Origin of the sequence: Phaeobacter cretensis (assembly GCF_047372505.1) — a bacterium.
Classification (GTDB): Bacteria; Pseudomonadota; Alphaproteobacteria; order Rhodobacterales; family Rhodobacteraceae; genus Phaeobacter; species Phaeobacter cretensis.
The window spans coordinates 1,172,000-1,193,336 of record NZ_JBKBEU010000001.1; the positions used below are offsets into that span (position 1 = coordinate 1,172,000).

A 21,337-nucleotide genomic window follows, 5' to 3' on the forward strand; every position below is an offset into this window, starting at 1 on the left:
CTACCCAACCAAGCGCAGGGCAACCCGGCGTTCTAGTCTCCCCGCGACATCACCGTAGCGGTTGGCAAGATAGGGGCAGATTTTTCCAACGCCAGCTCCGCGTCGGAAAACACCCAAGGCCCTCGTACACCCGGAATCCCTTCCGGGGCGATCTGCATCTCGCGGTGTTTTATCTGCGGATCGTCGAACGCCTGCGCAATGGTGTTGATCGGACCTGCAGGAACGGTTGCAGCCTCAAGCGCCATCAACAAATCCGTCTGTCCCCACTGTGCCAGAGCTGCCGACAACATCGGGGTTAGATCATCTCTGTTGGCGACCCGCAGTTGGTTCGAGACAAACCGCGGATCTGACGTCAGCCCGGCCATGTTCAACACGCCACAAAGCCGTTCAAACTGTCCATCGTTGCCTACAGCAAGGATCACATGGCCATCACGTACGGCCATCACCTGATAAGGTGCAATATTTGGATGCGCATTGCCCATCCGCGTTGGGCTGTTGCCCGTGGATAGATAATTCATGTTCTGATTGGCCAGCATAGCGGTGGCACAATCCAACAGCGACATATCGATATGCTGGCCCCGTCCTGTTGTGTGACGCTGTTCCACCGCTGCCAAAATACCGATCGTGCCATAGAGGCCCGTTACAACATCAGTGATCGCAACGCCCACTTTTTGGGGCTCGCCGTCGGCGGCACCGGTGATCGACATTAGCCCCGACATACCCTGCAACAGAAAGTCATACCCGGCCCGTGCCGCATATGGCCCATTCTGCCCAAACCCAGTTACAGAACAATAGATGAGCCGGGGGTTAACCTCCTTTAGACTTTCGTAGTCCAGTCCGTATTTGACCAGCCCACCAACCTTGAAATTCTCGATCAGGATATCGGCATCACGGATCAATTCGATCACTCGCGTACGCCCTTCGTCAGTACGAAAATCTGCGGTAACGCAGGATTTCCCTCGGTTGGCGGCGTAAAAATAGGCAGCGGTCTTGTCGTCGCCCCGCTCAATAAACGGTGGCCCCCAACGGCGCGTATCATCACCCGCAGGACTTTCGACCTTAACAACCGCAGCGCCCAGATCTGCGAGCGACTGGCCGATCCACGGTCCCGCTAATATGCGGGCCAACTCGACCACCTTCAAACCTGCAAGCGGTGTCATGGGCTCTCCTGTCAGCTTGCCCGTTGCTAGCGGGCCATCCCTCGGTCACACATGGGTGACATGGCGTTCTGTCAGAGACTTAACCCATCTTTCCGCCCTTGGGCAAATAATTTGATCAAAATATGCTTTGCGCCCAAAACAGCTGCTGGTCGCGCCACGATCCTTTAGGCAACCACATGCAACTGGCCGTTATACGGCCTGCCCGCCTTGCCAGACACGTTGCAACTCCAACCCATCACTCAGATGCAGAACATCGGCACGTGCACCGGGTTGCAGTCGACCCAGATCAGACCGCCCAAGAAGATCCGCAGGCCGGGTAGACGCCATATCAAGCGCTGTATCCAGCGGCACGCCGCAGTGTTCCACCAAAACCCCTACCGCCGTCGCCAGTTCTAGATGCGCACCAGCAAGAGTGCCGTCTGCAAGGGTCAAACGATTGCCATCACGGCGGATCCCCCGGCCATTCAGCGTAAACCGGTCAATCTCCGAACCTCCAGTGGCCATGGAGTCGCTGACAAGAAACACTTGCCCCGGTCCGGTTTTGGCCTCCAAAGCCGCGCGCATCGTGGCCGGGTGCACATGCACGCCATCCGCAATCAACCCTGCCGACAGCCCTCCGAGATCAAGCGCGGCTCCCACCACACCCGGCTCCCGGTTGCCAAGTTGGCTTTGAGCGTTGAACAAATGGGTTACGCAACGTGCCCCTGCCGCAACCGCTGCCATACAATCAGCATGGCTGGCATCGGTATGGCCCAGCGACACCAACACACCCGCATCACTCAAGCAACGGATCTGCAAGGGCGTTACAGCTTCGCAGGCAAGTGTCACCTTCAAAACCGGCAACCGCGTAGCCGCTGTACAGAGCACCTCCAGATCCACATCACTCATTGGTCGGATCAAAGACGCATCATGCGCGCCCTTACGCGACACGGCCAAATGCGGCCCCTCCAGATGAAGGCCAATAATCCCTGGCACGCCCAAAGCGACTGCTTCAATCACTGCATCAATGGCACGTATCACAAAATTCGGAGCATCGGTAATCAACGTCGGCAGTATCGACGTCGCGCCAATTCGGGCATGAGCTGCAGCGATCACCTGCAGCTGCTCCAATTCAGGTGCATCGTTGAACATGACGCCACCGCCGCCGTTGACCTGTAGATCAACAAACCCAGCCGACAGGACCCCGCCGTCCAGCACCGTTACATCGGCCCCATCGGGAATTTTACCATTAGGCAGCACTGCCACGATCTGATCCCCGCGTATCATCAGCGCGCTGTCGTCCTCCCACCCAACCGGGGTCAGGATGCGGGCGCCGGTCAATGCAGATATCTGATGTGGATCGCCGGTCATACCGTTTCCGTTACTTTTTTCAGATGGCGTGGCGCGTCAGGATCAATCCCACGCGATGCCGCGAACGCTTCGACCATCGCATAAAACGAGACGATCAGACTGATTGGATCAGTGAGCGAATGATCGGTTCGTACATGCTCCACCTGCCGTGCCCCCATCACCATTCCGGTAGTGGCAAAGACCTGCGCGCCTTTAGCAGCAATCTGATCAGCAATACCCGCCAATGCGTCCTCTGCCGCATCCGCCGCAGCAAAGCCAAGCACCGGAAAGCCTTCCTCCACGATCGACACCGGTCCGTGCAAAACCTCCGCTGAGGAATAACTTTCTGCATGCAACTGACAAGTTTCCTTGAATTTCAACGCCGCTTCGTTGGAAACCGCCAGTGCCTGCCCACGCCCCAGTGTGAACAGCGAGGATCGCTCTCCAATGGCCTCACGCACCTCGGGCCAATCGATCCGGCACGCCCGCTCCAATTGCTCCGGTAGCGTGTGTAGCGCCGACAACAGCGCCTGATTACGATCCCACTTCGCCAGCAACCACAACCCGGCCACAGCTGACGTGACAAAGGTCTTGGTGGCAGCGACACTCAGCTCCGGTCCTGCATGAATATTTAGCGTATGGTGTGCAGCTGCTGCCAGCGGCGATCCTGCATCATTTGTCAACGCAACCGAAAGCGCACCATCGCTGCGCGCGCTTTGCGCCATGGCGACAATGTCTGGGCTCTTACCAGATTGTGACACCGCCAGGCTCAACGCGCCATTTAATCGCAGCGGCGCCTTGTAAATCGATGCAACCGACGGCCCGACCGATGCTACAGGCACCCCCAACAGGATCTCACTAGCGTATTTCAGATAGGTACAGACATGGTCGGAAGATCCGCGTGCTACGGTCACCATAACGCTGGGGTCCAAACCGCGTACAGTCTCGGCCACCACGTCAATATCAGTTTCGCCTCTGCTTAGCAGGCGTTCCACGGCGGTCGGAATCTCGTCGATCTCGCGACGCATTTTGGTGATATCTGTCATGGTCCCCTCCTAAGGGTCGCCGGGTTACGTCGTTCCGAGCCGCAGTTCGGCGACAAAATCATAAGCGTCGCCGCGATAAATAGAGCGGGTGAACTCCACTGCGCGACGGTTGCGTAAATAGGATGTGCGCACGATGCTGAGCCCAGCCATCCCCGGTTCGACTCCCAGCAACTGCGCCTCATGTTGGGGCAGGTTGATCGCCGAAATCCGCTGCAATGCACGCACAGGACGGCTACCAGACTGCTCCAACACCTCATAAAGCGAACCCTGTACTGCCTGCGGATTTGGCAAAACATCCACCGGCAAGGACGCTCGCTCAATTGCCATGGGGCGCCCATTGGCCCGTCGCAGTCGTGCAATTCGGGCCACTGCCTCTCCTGAGGTCAGCGCCAGTGCCATCACTTCTTCCGGAGATGGTGTATGGATGCCGCGTTCCAGCCATTCTACACTGGTGTCATACCCGCGTCGCTCCATATCCTCGGTAAAGGAGGTAAGCTGCGACAGTGATTGCTCCACCTTGGGGGGTCCATCGGCTACAAAACTGCCAGACCCCTGCCGCTGTACCACAATACCGCGATCCACAAGATCCTGCATGGCACGGCGCACCGTAACACGCGACAATCCAGTCAAAGTTGCGATTTCGCGTTCCGCAGGTAAAGGTGCACTCTTGGGCAACAACCCCGTTTCGACCCCGTCCTCTATGCGTTGGCGCAACCGCACATAGCGTGGGCCCACCGCCTCCTCAAGCCAGGCGGCCGGTTTCAGAAATCCCTCAACCGTCATACAACCTCCTGCGCTATTTCGCGGGCAAATCGGCGAGCTAGCTCCAATGCTCCGTCCAATGGAGAGCCTTCAGCCGGACATAAATAACTAGCCACTTCAGCAGGTAGATAGGCCGCATAGTGCGCGGCCACACCGCCAATATGAGAAACTGGTTCTTCAGGTCGGCGTCCCAACGCCCGCAGGCCATTACATAGATATTGCGCCCCCTCCTCCATCAACCGCCGACCTGCCTCATCCCCATCAACAGCTGCGACCACCACCCTCGGCGCATAGGCACCAAACGCTATTGGCTGAGCAGTCTGAGCAAAGCGGACGATCTCAGCAGTTTCATTAGAAAAATCCTTGAGGCAGCTGCGCAAGAGCGGCGTCATTGGTTCAATCCCTTCGGCAGCCTGCAATGTGAGCTGCAACACCCGGCGCCCCAGCCAACCGCCAGAAGCTTCATCGCCCAACACTGTTCCATGACCACCGATCAGCGTGATCTGCCCAGCCACCTGACGCCCCAGAAACGAGCCAGTCCCGACACCGATCAGACAAGCGGTCTCATGGCCCAACGCACCGACAACCGCAGGAATTCGATCATCCGCTACCCGCACGTGGGTATGTGGCAGGGCCCCTGCCACGCGCGCAGCAGATCCTGCGTCAATCACACCAGCCAACCCAGCATATACCGGAATCAGATGATATTCCTCATCCGTCAGGTCCGTCTGGCGCTGCAGATCTGCCAATCCAGCCCGCAATGTCTCAACCGCCCGATCGGGCGCGGTATAGACGTTGGCACTGCCGCCAGTCACCACAATCCGCTGCGGAGTCGCGACCGCCCCTGTCTGCAACAAAGAAAAACGGCAGGAAGTCCCCCCACCATCAACGGCGATCAAATATGGAAAACGCGAGTCAGTCATGGCAATACCTATACGATACCTTTCGACGAAAACAAAGACCTATTAACCCACATCAAACCACAACCAGAGGTAAATACAAGTAATATCAGCAAAGTACGCGTGCAAAAATTAAACAGTGGACAAGTGGTATTGTATAGGTATTAGATACTTCTCATTGCCTTGAGGGGAAGGAATCACATGGGATCGACCAGCGAACAACCGTCCGAGACCCGCAGACCTGAGCAACATAGCGCACAGACTGAGACGCTACACCCTCATGCCCTGGGGCTTGAACTGCGTGCCGACAGTGACGTCCTAAACACTTTGCTCGACGGTCAGCTAAATGCGTTGAACGTCGTACGTAGCGCTTTTTCCGATATAGCCGCAGGCGCAGATCTGCTCACCAAGCAGCTGCGAAACAATGGAAATCTGCATTACGCAGCTGCAGGATCCTCTGCGCTAATGGCTCTTGCCGATGGAGCGGAACTGCCGGGCACCTTTGGCATCAGTGCAGATCAGATTTTCATTCACATGGCAGGCGGCATCCCCACAGACGGGCGCATGCCCGGCCATACCGAAGACGATAGCGAAGCAGGCGCGAAAGCTGCCACAAATGTCGCTTCTGGGGATGTCGTGATAGCCATCTCCGCCAGCGGCAGCACACCCTTCCCCATGAGCTTTGCAAAAGCGGCGCAGGCCGCCGGGGCCAAGGTTGTCGCCATTGCCAACAATGATCACACACCGTTGCTGGAACTGGCAGATGTCGCGATCTGCCTGCCCACTCCGGCAGAGGTGATCGCAGGCTCTACGCGCATGGGCGCAGGCACCGCGCAGAAAGCTGTGCTCAATATGATGTCTACTCTTACCGGTATAAGACTTGGGCATGTGATGGACGGCATGATGGTCAATCTGATCGCCGACAACGCGAAACTGCGCCAGCGCGCCATCCGCATCGTCTGCACTCTGACAGACTGCGACGCGGATACCGCCGCCGACGCGTTGGACAGAACAGATGGCAGCGTCAAACCCGCCATCTTGCTGTTGAGCGGTGCGACGACACCTACAGCGGCAGAAGCACTGCTGCACGATCACAAGGACAACCTGCGAGCTGCGCTCGCACAATTGTAAAGGTCGGCCACGTGCCACCCAAGAGGTCACCAAGACCCTAATTTTAATAACAACTTGAAAACTGGGAGACTAAACATGACACGGAAACTCTTCACCCTCGCGCTGCTAGGCTCGACCGTGATTGGCGGCGCTGCGGCCGCGGAAGATGTGACGCTGACGATCGAAAGCTGGCGCAATGATGATCTCGCCCTCTGGCAGGATAAGATCATCCCCGCGTTTGAAGCCGCCAACCCCGGCATCAAACTGAAGTTCGCACCCTCTGCCCCTGCGGAATACAACGCCGTTCTGAATTCAAAATTGGATGCCGGCAGCGCCGGTGATCTGATCACATGCCGCCCCTTTGATGCGTCGCTCGGTCTCTATGATAAGGGCCAGCTTGCAGACCTCTCCGATCTGGACGCAATGGGCAGCTTCTCCAACGTGGCGAAATCCGCATGGCAGACTGACGATGGTTCGGCGACCTTCTGTGTTCCGATTGCCTCGGTTATCCATGGCTTCATCTACAACAAGGACGCTTTTTCCGAGCTGGGCCTCGACGTGCCTGCTACTGAAGACGACTTTTTTGCCGCACTGGAAAAGATCAAACAGGACGGCAACTACACTCCACTGGCGATGGGCACCAACGACCAGTGGGAAGCCGCCACGATGGGCTACAACAACATCGGCCCGAACTACTGGAAAGGTGAGGAAGGCCGTCTTGCACTGATTGCAGGCGATCAGAAGCTGACCGATGATCAATGGGTTGCCCCATACGAGACCCTGTCGAAATGGGGATCTTATATGGGTGACGGCTACGAAGCCCAAACCTATCCAGACAGCCAGAATATCTTCACCCTTGGGCGTGCCGCAATCTATCCTGCGGGCAGCTGGGAAATCTCTGGCTTCAACAGCCAGGCCGATTTTGAAATGGGCGCATTCAAGCCACCTGTCAAAGCTGCTGGCGACACCTGCTACATCTCGGATCACACCGATATCGCTGTTGGCCTGAACGCCGCCTCTCCGAATGCGGAAGCCGCCAAGACGTTCCTGAACTGGGTTGGTTCGGCTGATTTCGCCGCGATCTACGCCAATGCACTGCCGGGCTTCTTCTCGTTGTCGAACCACGAGGTCGCGATGGAAGATCCGCTGGCACAGGAATTCGTCTCCTGGCGTGGAGAGTGTGAAAGCACCATTCGCTCAACCTATCAAATCCTGTCACGCGGCACCCCGAACCTCGAAAACGAGACATGGGGCGCATCCGTAGCCGCCATCAAAGGCACCAAAGCGCCCGCCGATCTGGGCACAGAGCTGCAGGATGGTCTGGCCAGCTGGTACGATCCGCAGAAGTAAGCGCGTCACGACCTGACTGACATCATACTCAGGCATCCGGGCGGCCCCTTTGCGGCCCGGACACGCCGATAGATGGGAAACATCATGCAACACACCACTCATAAACAGCGCAGACGTTGGCATATCGCCGTTTTTCTAGCCCCCGCTGTGCTGGTCTACACGGCCATCATGATCTTCCCGCTGTTCAACACCCTCCGCCTCGCGCTCTATAGTGAGAACGATCAGATCCGCCAGTTCGTCGGTCTCGCAAATTTCCAAACCCTGTTTGGCAACCCAAATTGGTCTGAGCAATTCTGGAACGCACTTGGCAACAACTTCTGGTTCTTTTTCATTCACATGCTGGTTCAGAATCCCATTGGGGTGGCCCTAGCGGCTATCCTCAGTCATCCCCGGCTGCGCATGGCCGCGCTTTATCGCACCGCTATTTTTGTGCCCACCATCCTCAGCTTTGTTATCGTCGGCTTTGCGTGGAAACTGATCCTTTCGCCGATCTGGGGCATCACACCTGATCTGCTGGATGCCGTCGGTCTGAAATGGCTGTTCGCCCCATGGCTTGGCAAGGAAAGCTATGCACTAACCACACTGGCGCTGATCTCCGTCTGGCAATTTGTCGGCATCCCGATGATGCTGATCTATGCAGCCCTGCTGTCGATCCCAGAAGAGGTGATCGAGGCAGGCGAGGTTGACGGTATCACCGGTATGTCCGCCTTCTGGAAAATCAAACTACCGCTAATCCTGCCCTCAATTGGGATCATATCCATCCTGACATTTGTTGGTAACTTCAACGCATTCGACCTGATCTACACCACTCAGGGCGCATTGGCAGGGCCCGATTTCTCCACCGATATCCTTGGCACATTCATGTATCGCACCTTCTTCGGATTTCAGCTGCAACTGGGGGATCCTCACATGGGTTCCGCTATCGCAACTGCAATGTTTGCGATCATCCTGATTGGCGTGTGCATCTATCTCTTCGGCATCCAGACCCGCCTGCGCCGCTATCAGTTCTGAGGACTAGACGATGCACAAATCACGCTCAAACCCGTTCAACAGCATTCTCGCCCACGGCGCGCTGATCACGTACACGTTGATAGCTTTATTTCCGGTTTTCGTGATCCTGGTTAACAGCTTCAAGACCCGCAAAGCGATCTTTCGAGACCCACTGGCCCTGCCGACATCGGACACGTTTTCATTGGTCGGCTACCAGACAGTCCTGAAGCAGGGAGATTTTTTCCTCTACTTTCAGAATTCGATGATTGTCACCGTAGTGTCACTGGCGCTGGTGCTTTTGTTCGGTGCCATGGCGGCCTTTGCGCTTGCTGAGTACCGTTTCAAGGGCAATATGTTCCTGGGTCTTTATCTCGCCCTCGGGATTATGATCCCGATCCGCATCGGCACCGTCGCCATTCTGGAACTGATGGTGGACACCGGGTTGGTAAATACCCTAGCAGCGCTAATCCTTGTCTATACCGCGCAAGGCCTGCCGCTTGCCGTATTCATACTGTCGGAGTTTATGAAACAGGTCAGCGATGATCTGAAAAATGCAGGTCGTATCGATGGATTGTCAGAATACACCATCTTCTTCCGTCTCGTGCTGCCACTCGTGCGCCCGGCCATGGCCACGGTAGCTGTTTTCAACATGATCCCAATCTGGAACGATCTGTGGTTCCCCTTGATTCTGGCCCCGGCAGAGGAAACCAAGACGCTGACACTGGGTAGTCAGGTCTTCATCGGTCAGTTCGTTACCGACTGGAATGCTGTATTGTCGGCCCTGTCGATGGCAATCCTGCCGGTAATGGTTCTCTACGTTATCTTCTCACGCCAGCTTATCCGTGGCATTACGTCAGGAGCCGTAAAATGAAACGGTCCCTAATTCCCACCCCCAGCTCGGCGGCAACGCCGGGCAGCGCCGGACCATTCCCCCAGAGCGATGTATTTTCATGGCTCACTGGTCCGGCGCAGGTGATAGCAGTACCAAATACGCAGCCGAACCTCGACAGAGGTGGCCAATGACCCGTGTTCTGATTGCCGGCCTCGGCAATATGGGCTTTGCCCATGCGGTCGCCCATCACCAAGATGACAATGCCCAAATCGTCGGGCTAGTTAACCGCTCTGGCAGACCTGCGCAGGCGCCGCTACAGGACTACCCGGTCTACAACGATTTTCAGCAGGCCTTGACCGACACCACCCCTGATCTGGTGGTAATCGCCACCTATTCCGACAGCCATGCCGCCTATGCCATCGCCGCAATGGAAGCAGGCGCACATGTATTTGTCGAAAAGCCGCTGGCCACAACCGTTGCTGACGCACACGCCGTGACGGATACCGCTCGCCGCCTCAGCCGAAAGCTGATGGTAGGTTACATCTTGCGTCACCATCCGAGCTGGCAGCGCCTGATTGCCGAAGCCCGCGATCTGGGCCCGCCTTACGTCTTCCGCATGAACCTTAATCAACAGTCAGCCGGTGCTACATGGGACACACATAAGGCGCTGATGCAGACGACATCTCCGATTGTCGATTGCGGCGTTCATTATGTCGATGTGATGTGCCAGATCACCGACGCCACACCGCAGCGCGTCCACGGCATCGGCCTGCGCCTCTCAGATGAAATTGCTGCGGACATGTACAACTACGGCCAGTTTCAGGTGACTTTCTCCGACGGATCTGTCGGTTGGTATGAGGCGGGCTGGGGGCCAATGATGTCCGAAACTGCCTACTTCGTGAAAGACGTGATCTCGCCCAATGGCTCCGTCTCGATTACCGAAACCGACAAGAGCGGCTCGGATGATGTTGATGGACATACTTCTGTGGGCAGCATCATTGTGCATCGCGCAACACAAGACCACGATGACCGCCACATTGACCTGCCCGATGAACCCGGCCACCAGGCGCTTTGCTCGGCGGAACAGGCCCATATGTTGCGGGCCATTTCCGAAGACCTCGATATGGACCGTCACATGCAGGATGCCGTTGCGTCACTTGCGATCTGTCTTGCTGCCGATCAAAGCATCCGCAGCGGCACGCCAGTCGATATATGCATAGAACAACACCGTGACCAGACTGAGGCTGTGGCTACATCCACCACCCTCCCTACGAACCCGAAGATCTGAAGGAATTCCGCAATGACCGCGCTACAGCTTACCAATGTCTGCAAATCCTTCGGCCCGATCGAGGTTCTAAAAGACATCAATCTCACAGTCGAGGACGGAGAGTTCGTGGTCTTTGTCGGCCCATCGGGCTGTGGCAAATCCACTTTGCTGCGAGTGATTTCTGGACTGGAGGATGCCAGCGCCGGCGAAATCAGCATCGGCGGGCAAACCGTGACCACCACGCCGCCCGCTAAACGCGGCATTGCGATGGTGTTCCAGTCCTACGCGCTCTACCCGCATCTCACCGTACGCGAAAACATGGCGCTGGCCCTGAAACAGGAACGCCAGCCCAAAGAAGAGATCGCCGCCCGTGTCGCTGAGGCCAGCCGCATGCTGTCACTGGAAGACTATCTCGACCGCCGCCCCTCCGAACTTTCGGGAGGACAACGTCAGCGCGTTGCTATTGGTCGCGCAGTGGTGCGTGAGCCAAAACTGTTCTTGTTTGACGAGCCGCTTTCCAACCTTGATGCCGCCCTCCGTATGAACACGCGACTGGAAATCGCCCGCCTGCACCGCCAGCTGTCTGCGAGCATGATCTATGTGACCCACGACCAGATCGAGGCGATGACTCTCGCCGACAAAATCGTTGTGCTGCGTGATGGTCGCGTTGAACAGGTCGGCAGCCCGATGGAACTTTACAACAATCCCGCCAATCGTTTCGTGGCAGAGTTTATCGGCGCCCCTGCCATGAACTTTGTACCAGCTCCCCGCCTTGGCGGCCCCGACGGACAATTCATCGGTATTCGACCCGAATATGCCCGCATCAGCCCTGCCGGTAAGCTGTCGGGCGAGGTCATCCACGTGGAAAAGCTGGGCGGAGACACCAACATCCTGGTCGATATGGGCAAGGACCTCACCTTCACCGCTCGGCTCTTTGGTCAGCATGACACGAATGTCGGTGAAACGCTGCGGTTTGACTTTGATCCGGCCAACTGCCTCACCTTTGATGCGGTAGGCCAGCGAGTTTGAGTACAGATCACCCGACAGTTTCCCTATATTTCGCGCTCGTTGCACGCATAGAAGGCGCTATTTCAGTCTAATGTGGCAGGCTGCTATATTAGGGCGTTACAAACACACATGTTAGCGCTAACTAATCAACAGCGGTGCCCAAGAGTGATTCGCAATAGGGCAAGGACAACCGAGGGAAACCGAAGATGACACAGACTTGGCAACTTCTGGCTAAGCATCGGGAACAGACAGCGGATACCTCGCTGCTTTCATTATTTGACTCAGCCGACCGTTTTAAGAGCTTCTCTGCGGAAGCGGACGGCCTGTTGTTGGATTATTCCAAAACCGCACTGGATACTACCGCGCTCTCTCTTCTGGAACATATCACCACTGAGGTCAGTCTGACAGATCGTATCAGCGAGATGTTTAACGGCGAGAAGATCAACACGACCGAGAACCGTGCCGTGCTGCACACAGCATTGCGCGCCCAAACGGATGAGCCGATCACGGTTGATGGTGAGAACGTCCTTCCGGCGATACGCCAGACATTGCAACAGATGGAGAGCTACGCCGAAGCCGTTCGTTGCGGTTCCATCCATTCAAACAGTGGAAGCAAATTCACCGATGTGATCAATATCGGTATTGGCGGCTCTGACCTTGGACCCGCTATGGCGACACTGGCACTGGCCCCCTACCACAACGGCCCCCGATGCCATTTCGTGTCCAATATTGATGGTGCTCATATCGCTGACACGCTGAAGGGTTTGGATCCACAGACCACATTGGTCATCATCGCGTCTAAAAGCTTTACCACAATTGAAACCATGACCAATGCTCGCACTGCGCTGGATTGGTTGCGCGCTGCATTGGGCGACGACACCTCTGCGCATCTGGCGGCGGTCTCTACGGCGTTGGATAAAACCAGCACCTTCGGTATCGCGCCAGAGCGGGTGTTCGGTTTTGCCGATTGGGTCGGCGGGCGCTATTCGCTCTGGGGGCCTGTTGGTCTGCCGATCATGATCGCTATCGGGATCGAAAACTTCCGCCAGTTCCTCAACGGTGCTGCTGCCATGGATCGTCATTTTCGAACGGCTCCTTTTCGCAACAACCTGCCTATGATGTTGGCGGCAACTGGTATCTGGCACCACAACATATGCGGCTACGACAGCCGTGCAATCCTGCCCTATGACCAAAGGCTATCTCGCTTCCCGGCTTACCTCCAGCAGTTGGATATGGAGAGTAACGGCAAAAGCGTCGCCCTGGATGGCAGCCTTCTGCAGCGTGACTCCGGCCCCATCGTTTGGGGAGAGCCCGGCACCAACGGCCAACACGCCTTTTATCAATTGCTGCATCAGGGCACCCGAGTGGTGCCTGCTGAGTTTCTCATAGCCGCACAGGCCCATGAAGCCGATTTGGCTCATCATCACCAGCTACTCGTGGCCAATTGCCTTGCCCAGTCCGAAGCACTGATGTTGGGCCGCTCTCGCGAGGACGCCCGGGTCATCGCAGCCAAACGCGGCTTCAGCGGCGACGCGCTGGAACAGATGGCAGGCCACCTCGCCTTTGAGGGCAACCGCCCCTCAGTAACCTTGGCCTATCCGAAGCTGACACCCTTTGTCCTAGGCCAGCTCATTGCGCTTTATGAACACCGCGTCTTTGTCGAGGGTGTGATCTGGGGCCTGAATTCTTTTGATCAATGGGGTGTCGAGCTGGGTAAAGAACTGGCCGTCAGCCTGTTGCCACTGGTCGACGGTTCGGCCCCGGCTGAGGCCTATTCTGAGAAAGATGGCTCCACCCGGGGCTTGCTGTCAAAACTCACCGATCCGCAATCCTAGCCACCGTAAGACCGTACTTCACCTTTTCGAGCTGTCAGAGAGAGAGCCATGGTTTCCCGCGTCATTCCCGTCCAGTCCTTTGACCTCGTGCTATTTGGCGCGACCGGAGACCTTGCTCGCCGCAAGATTCTTCCCAGCCTGTTCCACCGCTTCCAGATTGGCCAGTTCTCTGAGGATTGTCGCATCATCGGCACATCGCGCAGCGAGATTGACCGGACAGGCTTTCAGGAGATGGTGGCAGACGCCATCCGCACCTATGGCCAACCCGGTGAAACCAGCGACGCGGAAATCACCGCCTTTGTCGAATTGCTGCACTACACTGCAGTGGATGCACGCGGCGACAAGGGCTGGCAGGCGCTTGGCGATCTGTTGCGCGATGATGCCATTCGTGCCTTCTACCTATCGGTTGGCCCCAGCCTGTTCCCCGATATCGCGGGTCGTTTGCGGTCCACCGGGATCGCCACGCCAGATAGCCGTATCGTGTTGGAAAAACCCTTCGGCCATGACCTCGCGTCGGCGCAGGCGCTAAACGCGGCCCTGCGAGCCAACTTCGAAGAGCACCAGATCTACCGTATCGACCATTACCTCGGCAAAGAGACCGTGCAGAACCTGATGGCGCTGCGCTTTGCCAATTCGCTGTTTGAGCCACTGTGGAATTCCTCCCACATTGATCATGTGCAGATCACTGTCGCAGAGAGCATTGGCGTCAAAGGGCGTGGTGAATACTACGACAAATCCGGTGCCATGCGGGACATGGTGCAGAACCATCTGATGCAGCTCCTGTGCCTCACTGCAATGGAACCGCCTGCGCGCTTTACCCCCAATGCTGTGCGCGACGAAAAAGTCAAAGTGATTGAGGCGTTGAACCCGGTCTCTCCCGATCAGATTGCACGTGGCCAATACCGTGGAACGCAGGGCGAGTCCTACCGAGAGCATGCCGACAATCCAGCCAGCACCACCGAAAGCTTCATCGCGATGAAGGTCGAGGTTGCAAACTGGCGATGGGCCGGCACGCCGTTTTACCTGCGCACTGGCAAATGCCTGCGCGCGCGTGAATCCGAGATCGCCGTATTCTTTCGCGATCCGCCGCACAATATCTTTGCCGAAGACACCGGCACTGGCGGCATCAAGGGTAACGTGCTGGTGATCCGCCTGCAACCCGACGAGGGCATTACCCTGCGCACCACCATCAAGGACCCTGGACCGGGCGGAATGCGCCTGACCGGGGCCAATCTCGATATGACCTTTGCCGACAGCCTGCCAGAAGCTGGCCGCCCGCAGGATGCTTACGAGCGGCTGATCATGGATGTGATCCGAGGCAATCAGACACTGTTCATGCGCGGAGACGAGGTCGAGGCCGCCTGGGCCTGGGCCGACCCGATCATTGCGGGCTGGACCGACGATGGCAACGATACCCCGCAGCCCTATGATCCCGGCAGCTCCGGGCCAGAGGACGCATTGCTGCTGATGCACCGCGACAACCGGCGCTGGCGCGGCATCGGCTCCTGATTATGGCCACGGCATTCCATCCGAGCCTAAGCGCCACCGATATGAACCAACCAAACCGGCACCTGACGACTGAAAGAGGCACCCGATGCGTTTGAACAAAACACTCCGAGACGTCACAGACCGAATTATTGCCCGCAGCGCTAAACCTCGCGCGGCCTACCTAGACCGGATGCGCGCCGCCAAGGGCAAAGGCCCTGCTCGCGCACACTTGTCCTGTAGTGGGCAGGCGCATGCCTACGCAGCCGCTGGTGAGGATCAGATGCCGCTGGCCGAAGGCACCGCCGGGCATCTTGGCATCATCACCGCCTACAATGACATGCTGTCCGCGCATCAGCCATTTGAAACATATCCGCACCTGATCCGTGACGCTGTGCGCCGGGTTGGCGGTACGGCACAGGTAGCCGGCGGCGTGCCGGCCATGTGCGATGGCGTCACCCAAGGCGAGGCCGGGATGGAGCTCAGCCTGTTTTCCCGCGACACTATCGCGATGGCCACAGGCGTTGCGCTTAGCCACAACGTTTTTGACGCTGCCGTGTATCTCGGCGTCTGCGACAAGATCGTGCCAGGTCTGGTGATCGGCGCACAGGTCTTCGGCCACTTGCCCTCGGTCTTTTTGCCTGCAGGTCCGATGACCAGCGGACTGGCAAATGATGAGAAGGCTCAGATCCGCCAGAAGTTCGCTGCAGGAGAAATCGGTCGGGATGAGCTGCTGAAAGCAGAGATGGCTGCGTACCACGGCCCAGGCACCTGCACGTTCTATGGCACCGCCAATTCCAACCAGATGCTGATGGAATTCATGGGGCTGCACCTGCCCGGCTCCAGCTTCGTCAATCCCGGCACCGACATGCGCGCTGCCCTGACTGAGGAAGGTGCCCGCCGCGCGCTGGCACTCAGCGCGCTTGGCAATGATTACACACCAGTCTGCGATATCCTGGATGAGCGCGCCTATGTCAACGGCATCGTTGGGCTGATGACCACCGGTGGCTCTACAAATCTACTGATCCACTTGATCGCTATGGCGCGCACCGGTGGTATCATTTTGGACTGGCAGGATTTTTCCGATCTCTCGGATGTGGTGCCGCTGCTGGCGCGGGTCTATCCTAACGGTTTGGCCGACGTGAACCACTTCCACGCCGCTGGCGGTCTGGGCTATGTAATCGGCCAGCTCCTGAATTCCGGCCACCTGCACGCAGATACCAAGACCGTGGCGGGCACCGGGCTGGAACGCTACACCGCCGAACCCTTCCTCACCGGCGAGGGTCTGGTGTGGAAACCGGGTTCTGGCGAAAGCCTTAACGAAAAGATCCTGCGTCCTGCCTCAGAACCATTCCAGTCCACCGGTGGCCTTGCGCGCCTATCAGGCAACCTTGGCACCGGGGTGATGAAAATCTCCGCCGTCGCCGAAGAACACCGCGTGGTTGAGGCCCCTGCCCGCATCTTCCATGATCAGGACGAGGCCAAAGCTGCCTTTAAGGCTGGTGAACTGGACACAGGCGATGTTGTCATTGTTGTGCGTTTTCAGGGGCCCAAAGCAAACGGGATGCCTGAACTACACTCAATGACGCCCTTCCTTGGCATTATGCAGGGCCGTGGCCAAAAGGTGGCTCTGGTCACGGACGGACGTATGTCAGGAGCTTCTGGAAAGATCCCGTCCGCCATCCATGTGGTGCCAGAGGCTCTTGATGGAGGCCCCATCTCCAAACTGCGCGATGGTGATATCGTCCGCGTCGACGCCGTTGCTGGCACGCTGGAGGTTATCGCTGAAGGCTTTGATAGCCGCGCGTCTGTGGTCGCAGATCTCTCATCCTATCAACATGGCACCGGTCGCGAGATGTTCGCACTATTTCGCAATGCCGTCACTTCTGCCGATACCGGCGCAACCGTATTCTCGACTCTGATCGGAGACTGACACATGGCCATTACACCAAAGGGCGCCAGCGCCCGCAACCGCGAAACTTGCCAACTGGCTCCTATCGTACCGGTGCTGGTTGTACATGATGTCGCCCATGCCCGCCCCCTCGCAGAAGCTCTGGTTGCAGGCGGCCTGCCCGCACTAGAAGTCACCCTGCGCACCCCAGCGGCCCTTGATGTGATCGCCGAAATGGCCAAGGTCAAAGGCGGCATTGTCGGGGCCGGAACCCTAGTCACGCCAGAGGATGTTACAAAATCCGTAGCCGCAGGTGCACAATTCGGCGTCTCCCCTGGGGCGACGGATATGCTACTGGACGCCTGCGAGGCTGCAGGTCTGCCGATGCTACCCGGTGCAGCCACTGCATCCGAGGCAATGCGCCTTCTGGAACGCGGCTATGATATGCTGAAGTTCTTCCCCGCCGAAGCCTCTGGCGGTGCGCCTGCGCTGAAGGCAATCGGCGCACCGCTGCCCCAGATCAGCTTCTGCCCAACCGGCGGCGTCAGCCCGGACAATGCTCGAAGCTACCTGTCACTGCCCAATGTGGTTTGCGCTGGCGGCAGCTGGGTCGCCCCGGCCGATCTTGTCGAAGCAGGCGATTGGGAGGCTATCCGAGATCTCGCCCGCGCTGCCAGCCAACTGCCACGCTGAACGTCAGAGCTCGCTACAGAAGCTGTTCCACAGAATATTAGCGGATTGGCCTCATACACCTTTTGGATTCATCACTTCATACAAAGACGCCGCCCCGGCATATCGCAGGGCGGCGTTTCCATGTGACAAGTTCCGACCTTGCTGAAGGCAAGAACAGGCCTGCCCTCAACCGACAAGCTCCGCACGCCACGGCGGATTAGCCCCCGGACGCGAGACGGTAACAGCGGCGACATGCGCACCGTATCCAAGACACCCGCGCAGTTGCTCCGGATCAATCTCACCACTTGCGGCGTCTGCCAATACGCCCGCCTCACTAGCAGCAGCAAGAAAACCTGCGTTGAATGTGTCTCCCGCGCCCACTGTATCGACCACCTCAGCAGCTTGCGCCGGAACCTCTACCGTAGGGCCCGACCGCAAGAACCCTTTGGCCCCTTTGCTACCTAGCGTGAGAATCACAAGGCCGGGGCCTTGGCCTGCCTCATGCTTAAGGATCTGCTGGATTTTTTCTTCAATCGGCGCATTGCCGGGATAAATCCAGTTGAGATCCTCATCGGACACTTTAACGATCCCAGCTGTAGCAATCATCGCTGTCAGGCGCTGGCGGTAGACGACCTCATCTGTGGCAAAACCAGCCCTTACATTGGGATCAATCATAATGATCCGCTCGCCCTTCTCGCGTACGGCCAGTTTGGCATAGGCCTCTGCAGCCGCACCGTTGCACAGGGATATACCTCCAAAAAACAACGCACTAACATTGTCAGGCAATTCAGGCAAACGCTCCGGGCGCAGGTTGGCCCCGGCAGAGTTTTCGTCAAAGAAATGATATTCCGCGTGGCCATCCTTCAGATGCACAAATGCCAGCGTTGTTGGTTGATCGGAGACCTCCGCAAAACCGGGATCAACATTCGAGGCCTTAAGCGCCGATATCAATTGCCTCCCAAACAGATCTCGCGACAGGCCCGAAAACAAACCGGTTTCCTGACCCAGCCGCCCCAACGCAACCGACGTATTGAAGACGGCGCCGCCGCAATGGGGCACAAAACCCATTTGCGCATCTGCACCGTCTTTAGCCTTTTCAGCATCCGTAACTGGCGTTGGTATCATGTCGATCAACGCCTCTCCACAACACAGGATCATATCGCCTGTCCTTTCCAAATCACATCTGCAGGCAGGGCAGCAGCAGCAACCCGATCCACATTGGCCATGTCGTTGCCCTCGGCCCTTGCCTCTGCTTCGACATCGCTCAGACCATACGCCTGCCAACGGGCGACAAGGCGTGCCCGCAATTCCTCACGTGGAACATCTATCTGCATAGAGAGATCCCACAACGCCGCAAGATCACGCCAGCCTGGGGCATCAAACATCAGGTAATTGCCCTCAATAACGGCAATCTCAACACCCGCATGCAAGCGCGCGGCACCCGCGATGGCCATGTCCTGCGCGCGGTCGAACAGAGGGTAGACCACCTCCTCTTCAATCGCGATCGCCGCGACCAAGCGCTGAAATCCCGCTGCATCGAAACTCTCTGGCGCGCCTTTCCTGGCCAGCAAATTCATCTCCGACAGCAACCGATTGTCCAGATGGAAGCCATCCATAGGCACCACCGCAGCTGAACTACCGTTGGCGCAAAGCGCTTGTACCAACAGTTCTGCCAAGGTGGATTTACCGCTGCCCGGAGCGCCCGCCACCGCTACCAGACGCCGCGACCGCCCGTCGGCGATGGGCAGCGCCTGCACGGCCGCTACCAGATCAGCCAGGTATTTCATCTCAGCACTCATGCCGCCGTCAGTTCCCCGGTCGGCTCCTGCGCACCGGTCATATAGGCAACCGCGTCTGACATGCTGTGTTGTTTGGGATCGATCACACACAGCCGCTTGCCCAACCGGTGCACGTGGATGCGATCCGCGACCTCAAACACATGGGGCATATTGTGGCTGATAAGGATGATCGGAATGCCCCGGGACCTTACATCCTGAATGAGCTCCAGCACTCTTCGGCTTTCTTTCACCCCGAGCGCAGCCGTAGGTTCATCCAGGATGATTACCTTGGAGCCGAAAGCCGCCGCCCGTGCCACGGCCACGCCCTGACGCTGGCCACCTGACAGGGTTTCAACTGCCTGATTGATGTTCTGGATCGTCGCCAACCCCAGCTCGTTCAGCTTGTCACGGGCGATCTGCTCCATCTGGGCTCGATCCAATTGCCGCAATAGGCTGCCACGCCAGCCGGGTTTGCGCAGCTCCCGCCCCATGAACATATTGTCGGCAATCGAGAGCGCCGGCGACATCGCAAGCGTTTGATAGACAGTCTCGATCCCTTCTTTACGCGCATCAATCGGCGTATTGAACTGGACCTGACGCCCCTCAAGCCAGACCTCTCCGGCATCGGGGATAACAGCGCCAGAGATGGCCTTGATCAGAGAGGATTTCCCGGCCCCATTGTCGCCAATCACGGCCAGGATCTCCCCCGGCATCAGATCAAAATCGCAATGATCAAGCGCAGTCACACGCCCATAACGCTTGACCAGACCTCGGGCTTTTAAAATAGGTTCCATCAGACCGACACCTTTCTGATCCACTGATCCACCGCCACTGCGGCAATAATAAGAAGACCAATCAGCAAATAGGTCCACTGCGCGTCCGCCCCCAATAGACGCAAGCCAAGGGTGAAAACCCCCACGATCAATGCGCCAAAGAATGTGCCCAGGATTGAGCCGCGTCCGCCAAACAATGAGATGCCCCCGATCACCACAGCTGTGATGCTCTCGATATTGGCCAATTGCCCGGACGTCGGCGAAACTGATCCGATACGCCCAATCATGGCCCATCCCGCAAAAGCGCAGATCAACCCCGACAGCATATAGACCGAGATCAGCACGCGAGTGACCTTAACCCCGGACAGCTCGGCTGCTTCAGGGTCGTCACCTACGGCATAGACGTGTCGTCCCCACGCTGTATGGCGCAGCACATATGCCAAGAGCAGCACCAGGATCACCATGAAAATCACACCATAGGTGAACACTGCCCCACCGATTTTTATCTTTTCACCAAATAGTTGCAGCAGTGGTGCCTCGGCAGCAATTGACTGGCTACGGATTGTTTCATTCGCGGAATAGAGAAAATTCGTAGCCAGTACGATCTGCCACATACCCAGTGTCACGATAAACGGTGGCAATTTCATCCGCGCGACCAACCAGCCATTGATAAAACCGCAGAGCGTACCGCAGATCATGCCAGCGGCCACGGCAACCTCCACAGGCAGACCATAGCGAAAGGTAAACTGCCCCATTACAACTGACGACAGCACCATGATGGCTCCAACCGACAGGTCAATACCTGCTGTGAGGATCACCAGCGACTGCGCACAGGCCACAATACCAACAATCCCAACTTGCTGCAGGATCAGAGTCAACGCAAAGGGCGAGAAAAACTTGCTGCCCAGCAGCAGCCCGAACACGATCACCGAGAGGACCAGCACAATCAACGGCACCAGTGACGGTGTCACATGCAAAAGATGCTGCAATCGGCTGATCAAGGAGGTCTCTCCCTGATCAAAATCCGCTACGGCCTCGGGGCTGCCGCTGGCAGCCGCTTCAAAGCTTTGTGGCGTAGTCATATCTATCTCCGTAAATCCGGCATCCGGTCGGGCATCACGGCCCCGCTCCAGGAAAAACTGCGAACAGG

At 57.5% G+C, this 21,337-nt stretch carries 19 protein-coding genes; 10 read left to right on the plus strand and 9 right to left on the minus strand.

Annotated elements, in window-relative coordinates:
* Nucleotides 1-32: 32 nt before the first annotated feature.
* The 5 genes from ACEWZM_RS05650 to ACEWZM_RS05670 all read right to left on the minus strand — a co-directional run bounded on the left by ACEWZM_RS05650 (nt 33) and on the right by ACEWZM_RS05670 (nt 5,220).
* Nucleotides 33-1,160 carry a CaiB/BaiF CoA transferase family protein gene (locus tag ACEWZM_RS05650; protein WP_414005506.1) on the minus strand — a complete coding sequence of 376 codons (1,128 nt, stop codon included), beginning with the start codon at nt 1,158-1,160 and terminating at the stop codon, nt 33-35.
* Nucleotides 1,161-1,349: 189 nt separating this feature from the next.
* Nucleotides 1,350-2,510, minus strand: coding sequence for an N-acetylglucosamine-6-phosphate deacetylase (nagA, locus tag ACEWZM_RS05655; RefSeq protein ID WP_414005507.1), 1,161 nt, complete (start codon nt 2,508-2,510; stop codon nt 1,350-1,352).
* Nucleotides 2,507-3,535 (minus strand): SIS domain-containing protein, encoded by a 1,029-nt coding sequence (locus ACEWZM_RS05660; protein WP_414005508.1) that lies wholly within the window; start codon nt 3,533-3,535, stop codon nt 2,507-2,509. Before ACEWZM_RS05660 ends, nagA begins: the two co-directional genes overlap by 4 nt.
* A 24-nt stretch (nt 3,536-3,559) precedes the next feature.
* Nucleotides 3,560-4,318: a GntR family transcriptional regulator gene (locus ACEWZM_RS05665; protein WP_414005509.1), complete on the minus strand. Its 759-nt coding sequence runs from the start codon at nt 4,316-4,318 to the stop codon at nt 3,560-3,562.
* Complete coding sequence (locus ACEWZM_RS05670; protein WP_414005510.1) at nt 4,315-5,220, minus strand: glucosamine kinase nucleotide-binding domain-containing protein; 906 nt, start codon at nt 5,218-5,220, stop codon at nt 4,315-4,317. Before ACEWZM_RS05670 ends, ACEWZM_RS05665 begins: the two co-directional genes overlap by 4 nt.
* 177 nt (nt 5,221-5,397) lie before the next feature.
* Here ACEWZM_RS05670 and ACEWZM_RS05675 point away from each other — a divergent pair, with 177 nt between their 5' ends.
* The 10 genes from ACEWZM_RS05675 (at nt 5,398) to eda (ending at nt 17,657) form a co-directional block, all read left to right on the plus strand.
* Nucleotides 5,398-6,327 (plus strand): N-acetylmuramic acid 6-phosphate etherase, encoded by a 930-nt coding sequence (locus ACEWZM_RS05675; protein ID WP_414005511.1) that lies wholly within the window; start codon nt 5,398-5,400, stop codon nt 6,325-6,327.
* A 75-nt stretch (nt 6,328-6,402) separates the two neighbouring features.
* Nucleotides 6,403-7,656, plus strand: coding sequence for an ABC transporter substrate-binding protein (locus ACEWZM_RS05680; RefSeq protein ID WP_414005512.1), 1,254 nt, complete (start codon nt 6,403-6,405; stop codon nt 7,654-7,656).
* A gap of 84 nt (nt 7,657-7,740) precedes the next feature.
* Nucleotides 7,741-8,667: a carbohydrate ABC transporter permease gene (locus ACEWZM_RS05685; RefSeq protein ID WP_414005513.1), complete on the plus strand. Its 927-nt coding sequence runs from the start codon at nt 7,741-7,743 to the stop codon at nt 8,665-8,667.
* Nucleotides 8,668-8,677: 10 nt separating this feature from the next.
* Nucleotides 8,678-9,517, plus strand: coding sequence for a carbohydrate ABC transporter permease (locus ACEWZM_RS05690; RefSeq protein ID WP_414005514.1), 840 nt, complete (start codon nt 8,678-8,680; stop codon nt 9,515-9,517).
* 148 nt (nt 9,518-9,665) lie between these two features.
* Nucleotides 9,666-10,766 (plus strand): Gfo/Idh/MocA family protein, encoded by a 1,101-nt coding sequence (locus ACEWZM_RS05695; protein ID WP_414005515.1) that lies wholly within the window; start codon nt 9,666-9,668, stop codon nt 10,764-10,766.
* Between the two features lie 12 nt (nt 10,767-10,778).
* Nucleotides 10,779-11,774 carry an ABC transporter ATP-binding protein gene (locus tag ACEWZM_RS05700; RefSeq protein WP_414005516.1) on the plus strand — a complete coding sequence of 332 codons (996 nt, stop codon included), beginning with the start codon at nt 10,779-10,781 and terminating at the stop codon, nt 11,772-11,774.
* A gap of 185 nt (nt 11,775-11,959) precedes the next feature.
* Entirely contained in the window at nt 11,960-13,588 is a 1,629-nt protein-coding gene (gene pgi, locus ACEWZM_RS05705; RefSeq protein WP_414005517.1) for a glucose-6-phosphate isomerase, read from the plus strand.
* A gap of 48 nt (nt 13,589-13,636) precedes the next feature.
* Nucleotides 13,637-15,097, plus strand: coding sequence for a glucose-6-phosphate dehydrogenase (gene zwf, locus ACEWZM_RS05710; protein WP_414005518.1), 1,461 nt, complete (start codon nt 13,637-13,639; stop codon nt 15,095-15,097).
* Nucleotides 15,098-15,182: 85 nt separating this feature from the next.
* Nucleotides 15,183-17,006 (plus strand): phosphogluconate dehydratase, encoded by a 1,824-nt coding sequence (edd, locus tag ACEWZM_RS05715; protein ID WP_414005519.1) that lies wholly within the window; start codon nt 15,183-15,185, stop codon nt 17,004-17,006.
* 3 nt (nt 17,007-17,009) lie between these two features.
* Entirely contained in the window at nt 17,010-17,657 is a 648-nt protein-coding gene (gene eda / locus ACEWZM_RS05720) for a bifunctional 4-hydroxy-2-oxoglutarate aldolase/2-dehydro-3-deoxy-phosphogluconate aldolase (protein ID WP_414005520.1), read from the plus strand.
* A gap of 165 nt (nt 17,658-17,822) precedes the next feature.
* Here eda and ACEWZM_RS05725 read toward each other — a convergent pair whose 3' ends face one another.
* From ACEWZM_RS05725 to ACEWZM_RS05740, 4 genes are read right to left on the minus strand one after another with little or no spacing between them, the layout of a single operon-like run.
* Entirely contained in the window at nt 17,823-18,794 is a 972-nt protein-coding gene (locus ACEWZM_RS05725) for a carbohydrate kinase family protein (protein ID WP_414005521.1), read from the minus strand.
* On the minus strand, nt 18,791-19,435 hold the full coding sequence (locus ACEWZM_RS05730; RefSeq protein ID WP_414005522.1) for a nucleoside/nucleotide kinase family protein: 645 nt from the start codon (nt 19,433-19,435) through the stop codon (nt 18,791-18,793). The genes ACEWZM_RS05725 and ACEWZM_RS05730 overlap by 4 nt, the downstream gene beginning before the upstream one ends.
* Complete coding sequence (locus ACEWZM_RS05735) at nt 19,432-20,208, minus strand: ATP-binding cassette domain-containing protein (RefSeq protein WP_414005523.1); 777 nt, start codon at nt 20,206-20,208, stop codon at nt 19,432-19,434. The genes ACEWZM_RS05730 and ACEWZM_RS05735 overlap by 4 nt, the downstream gene beginning before the upstream one ends.
* The gene (locus tag ACEWZM_RS05740; protein WP_414005524.1) at nt 20,208-21,269 is read right to left on the minus strand and encodes an ABC transporter permease; all 1,062 of its coding nucleotides are present in this window, start codon (nt 21,267-21,269) and stop codon (nt 20,208-20,210) included. The genes ACEWZM_RS05735 and ACEWZM_RS05740 overlap by 1 nt, the downstream gene beginning before the upstream one ends.
* Nucleotides 21,270-21,337: the final 68 nt, after the last annotated feature.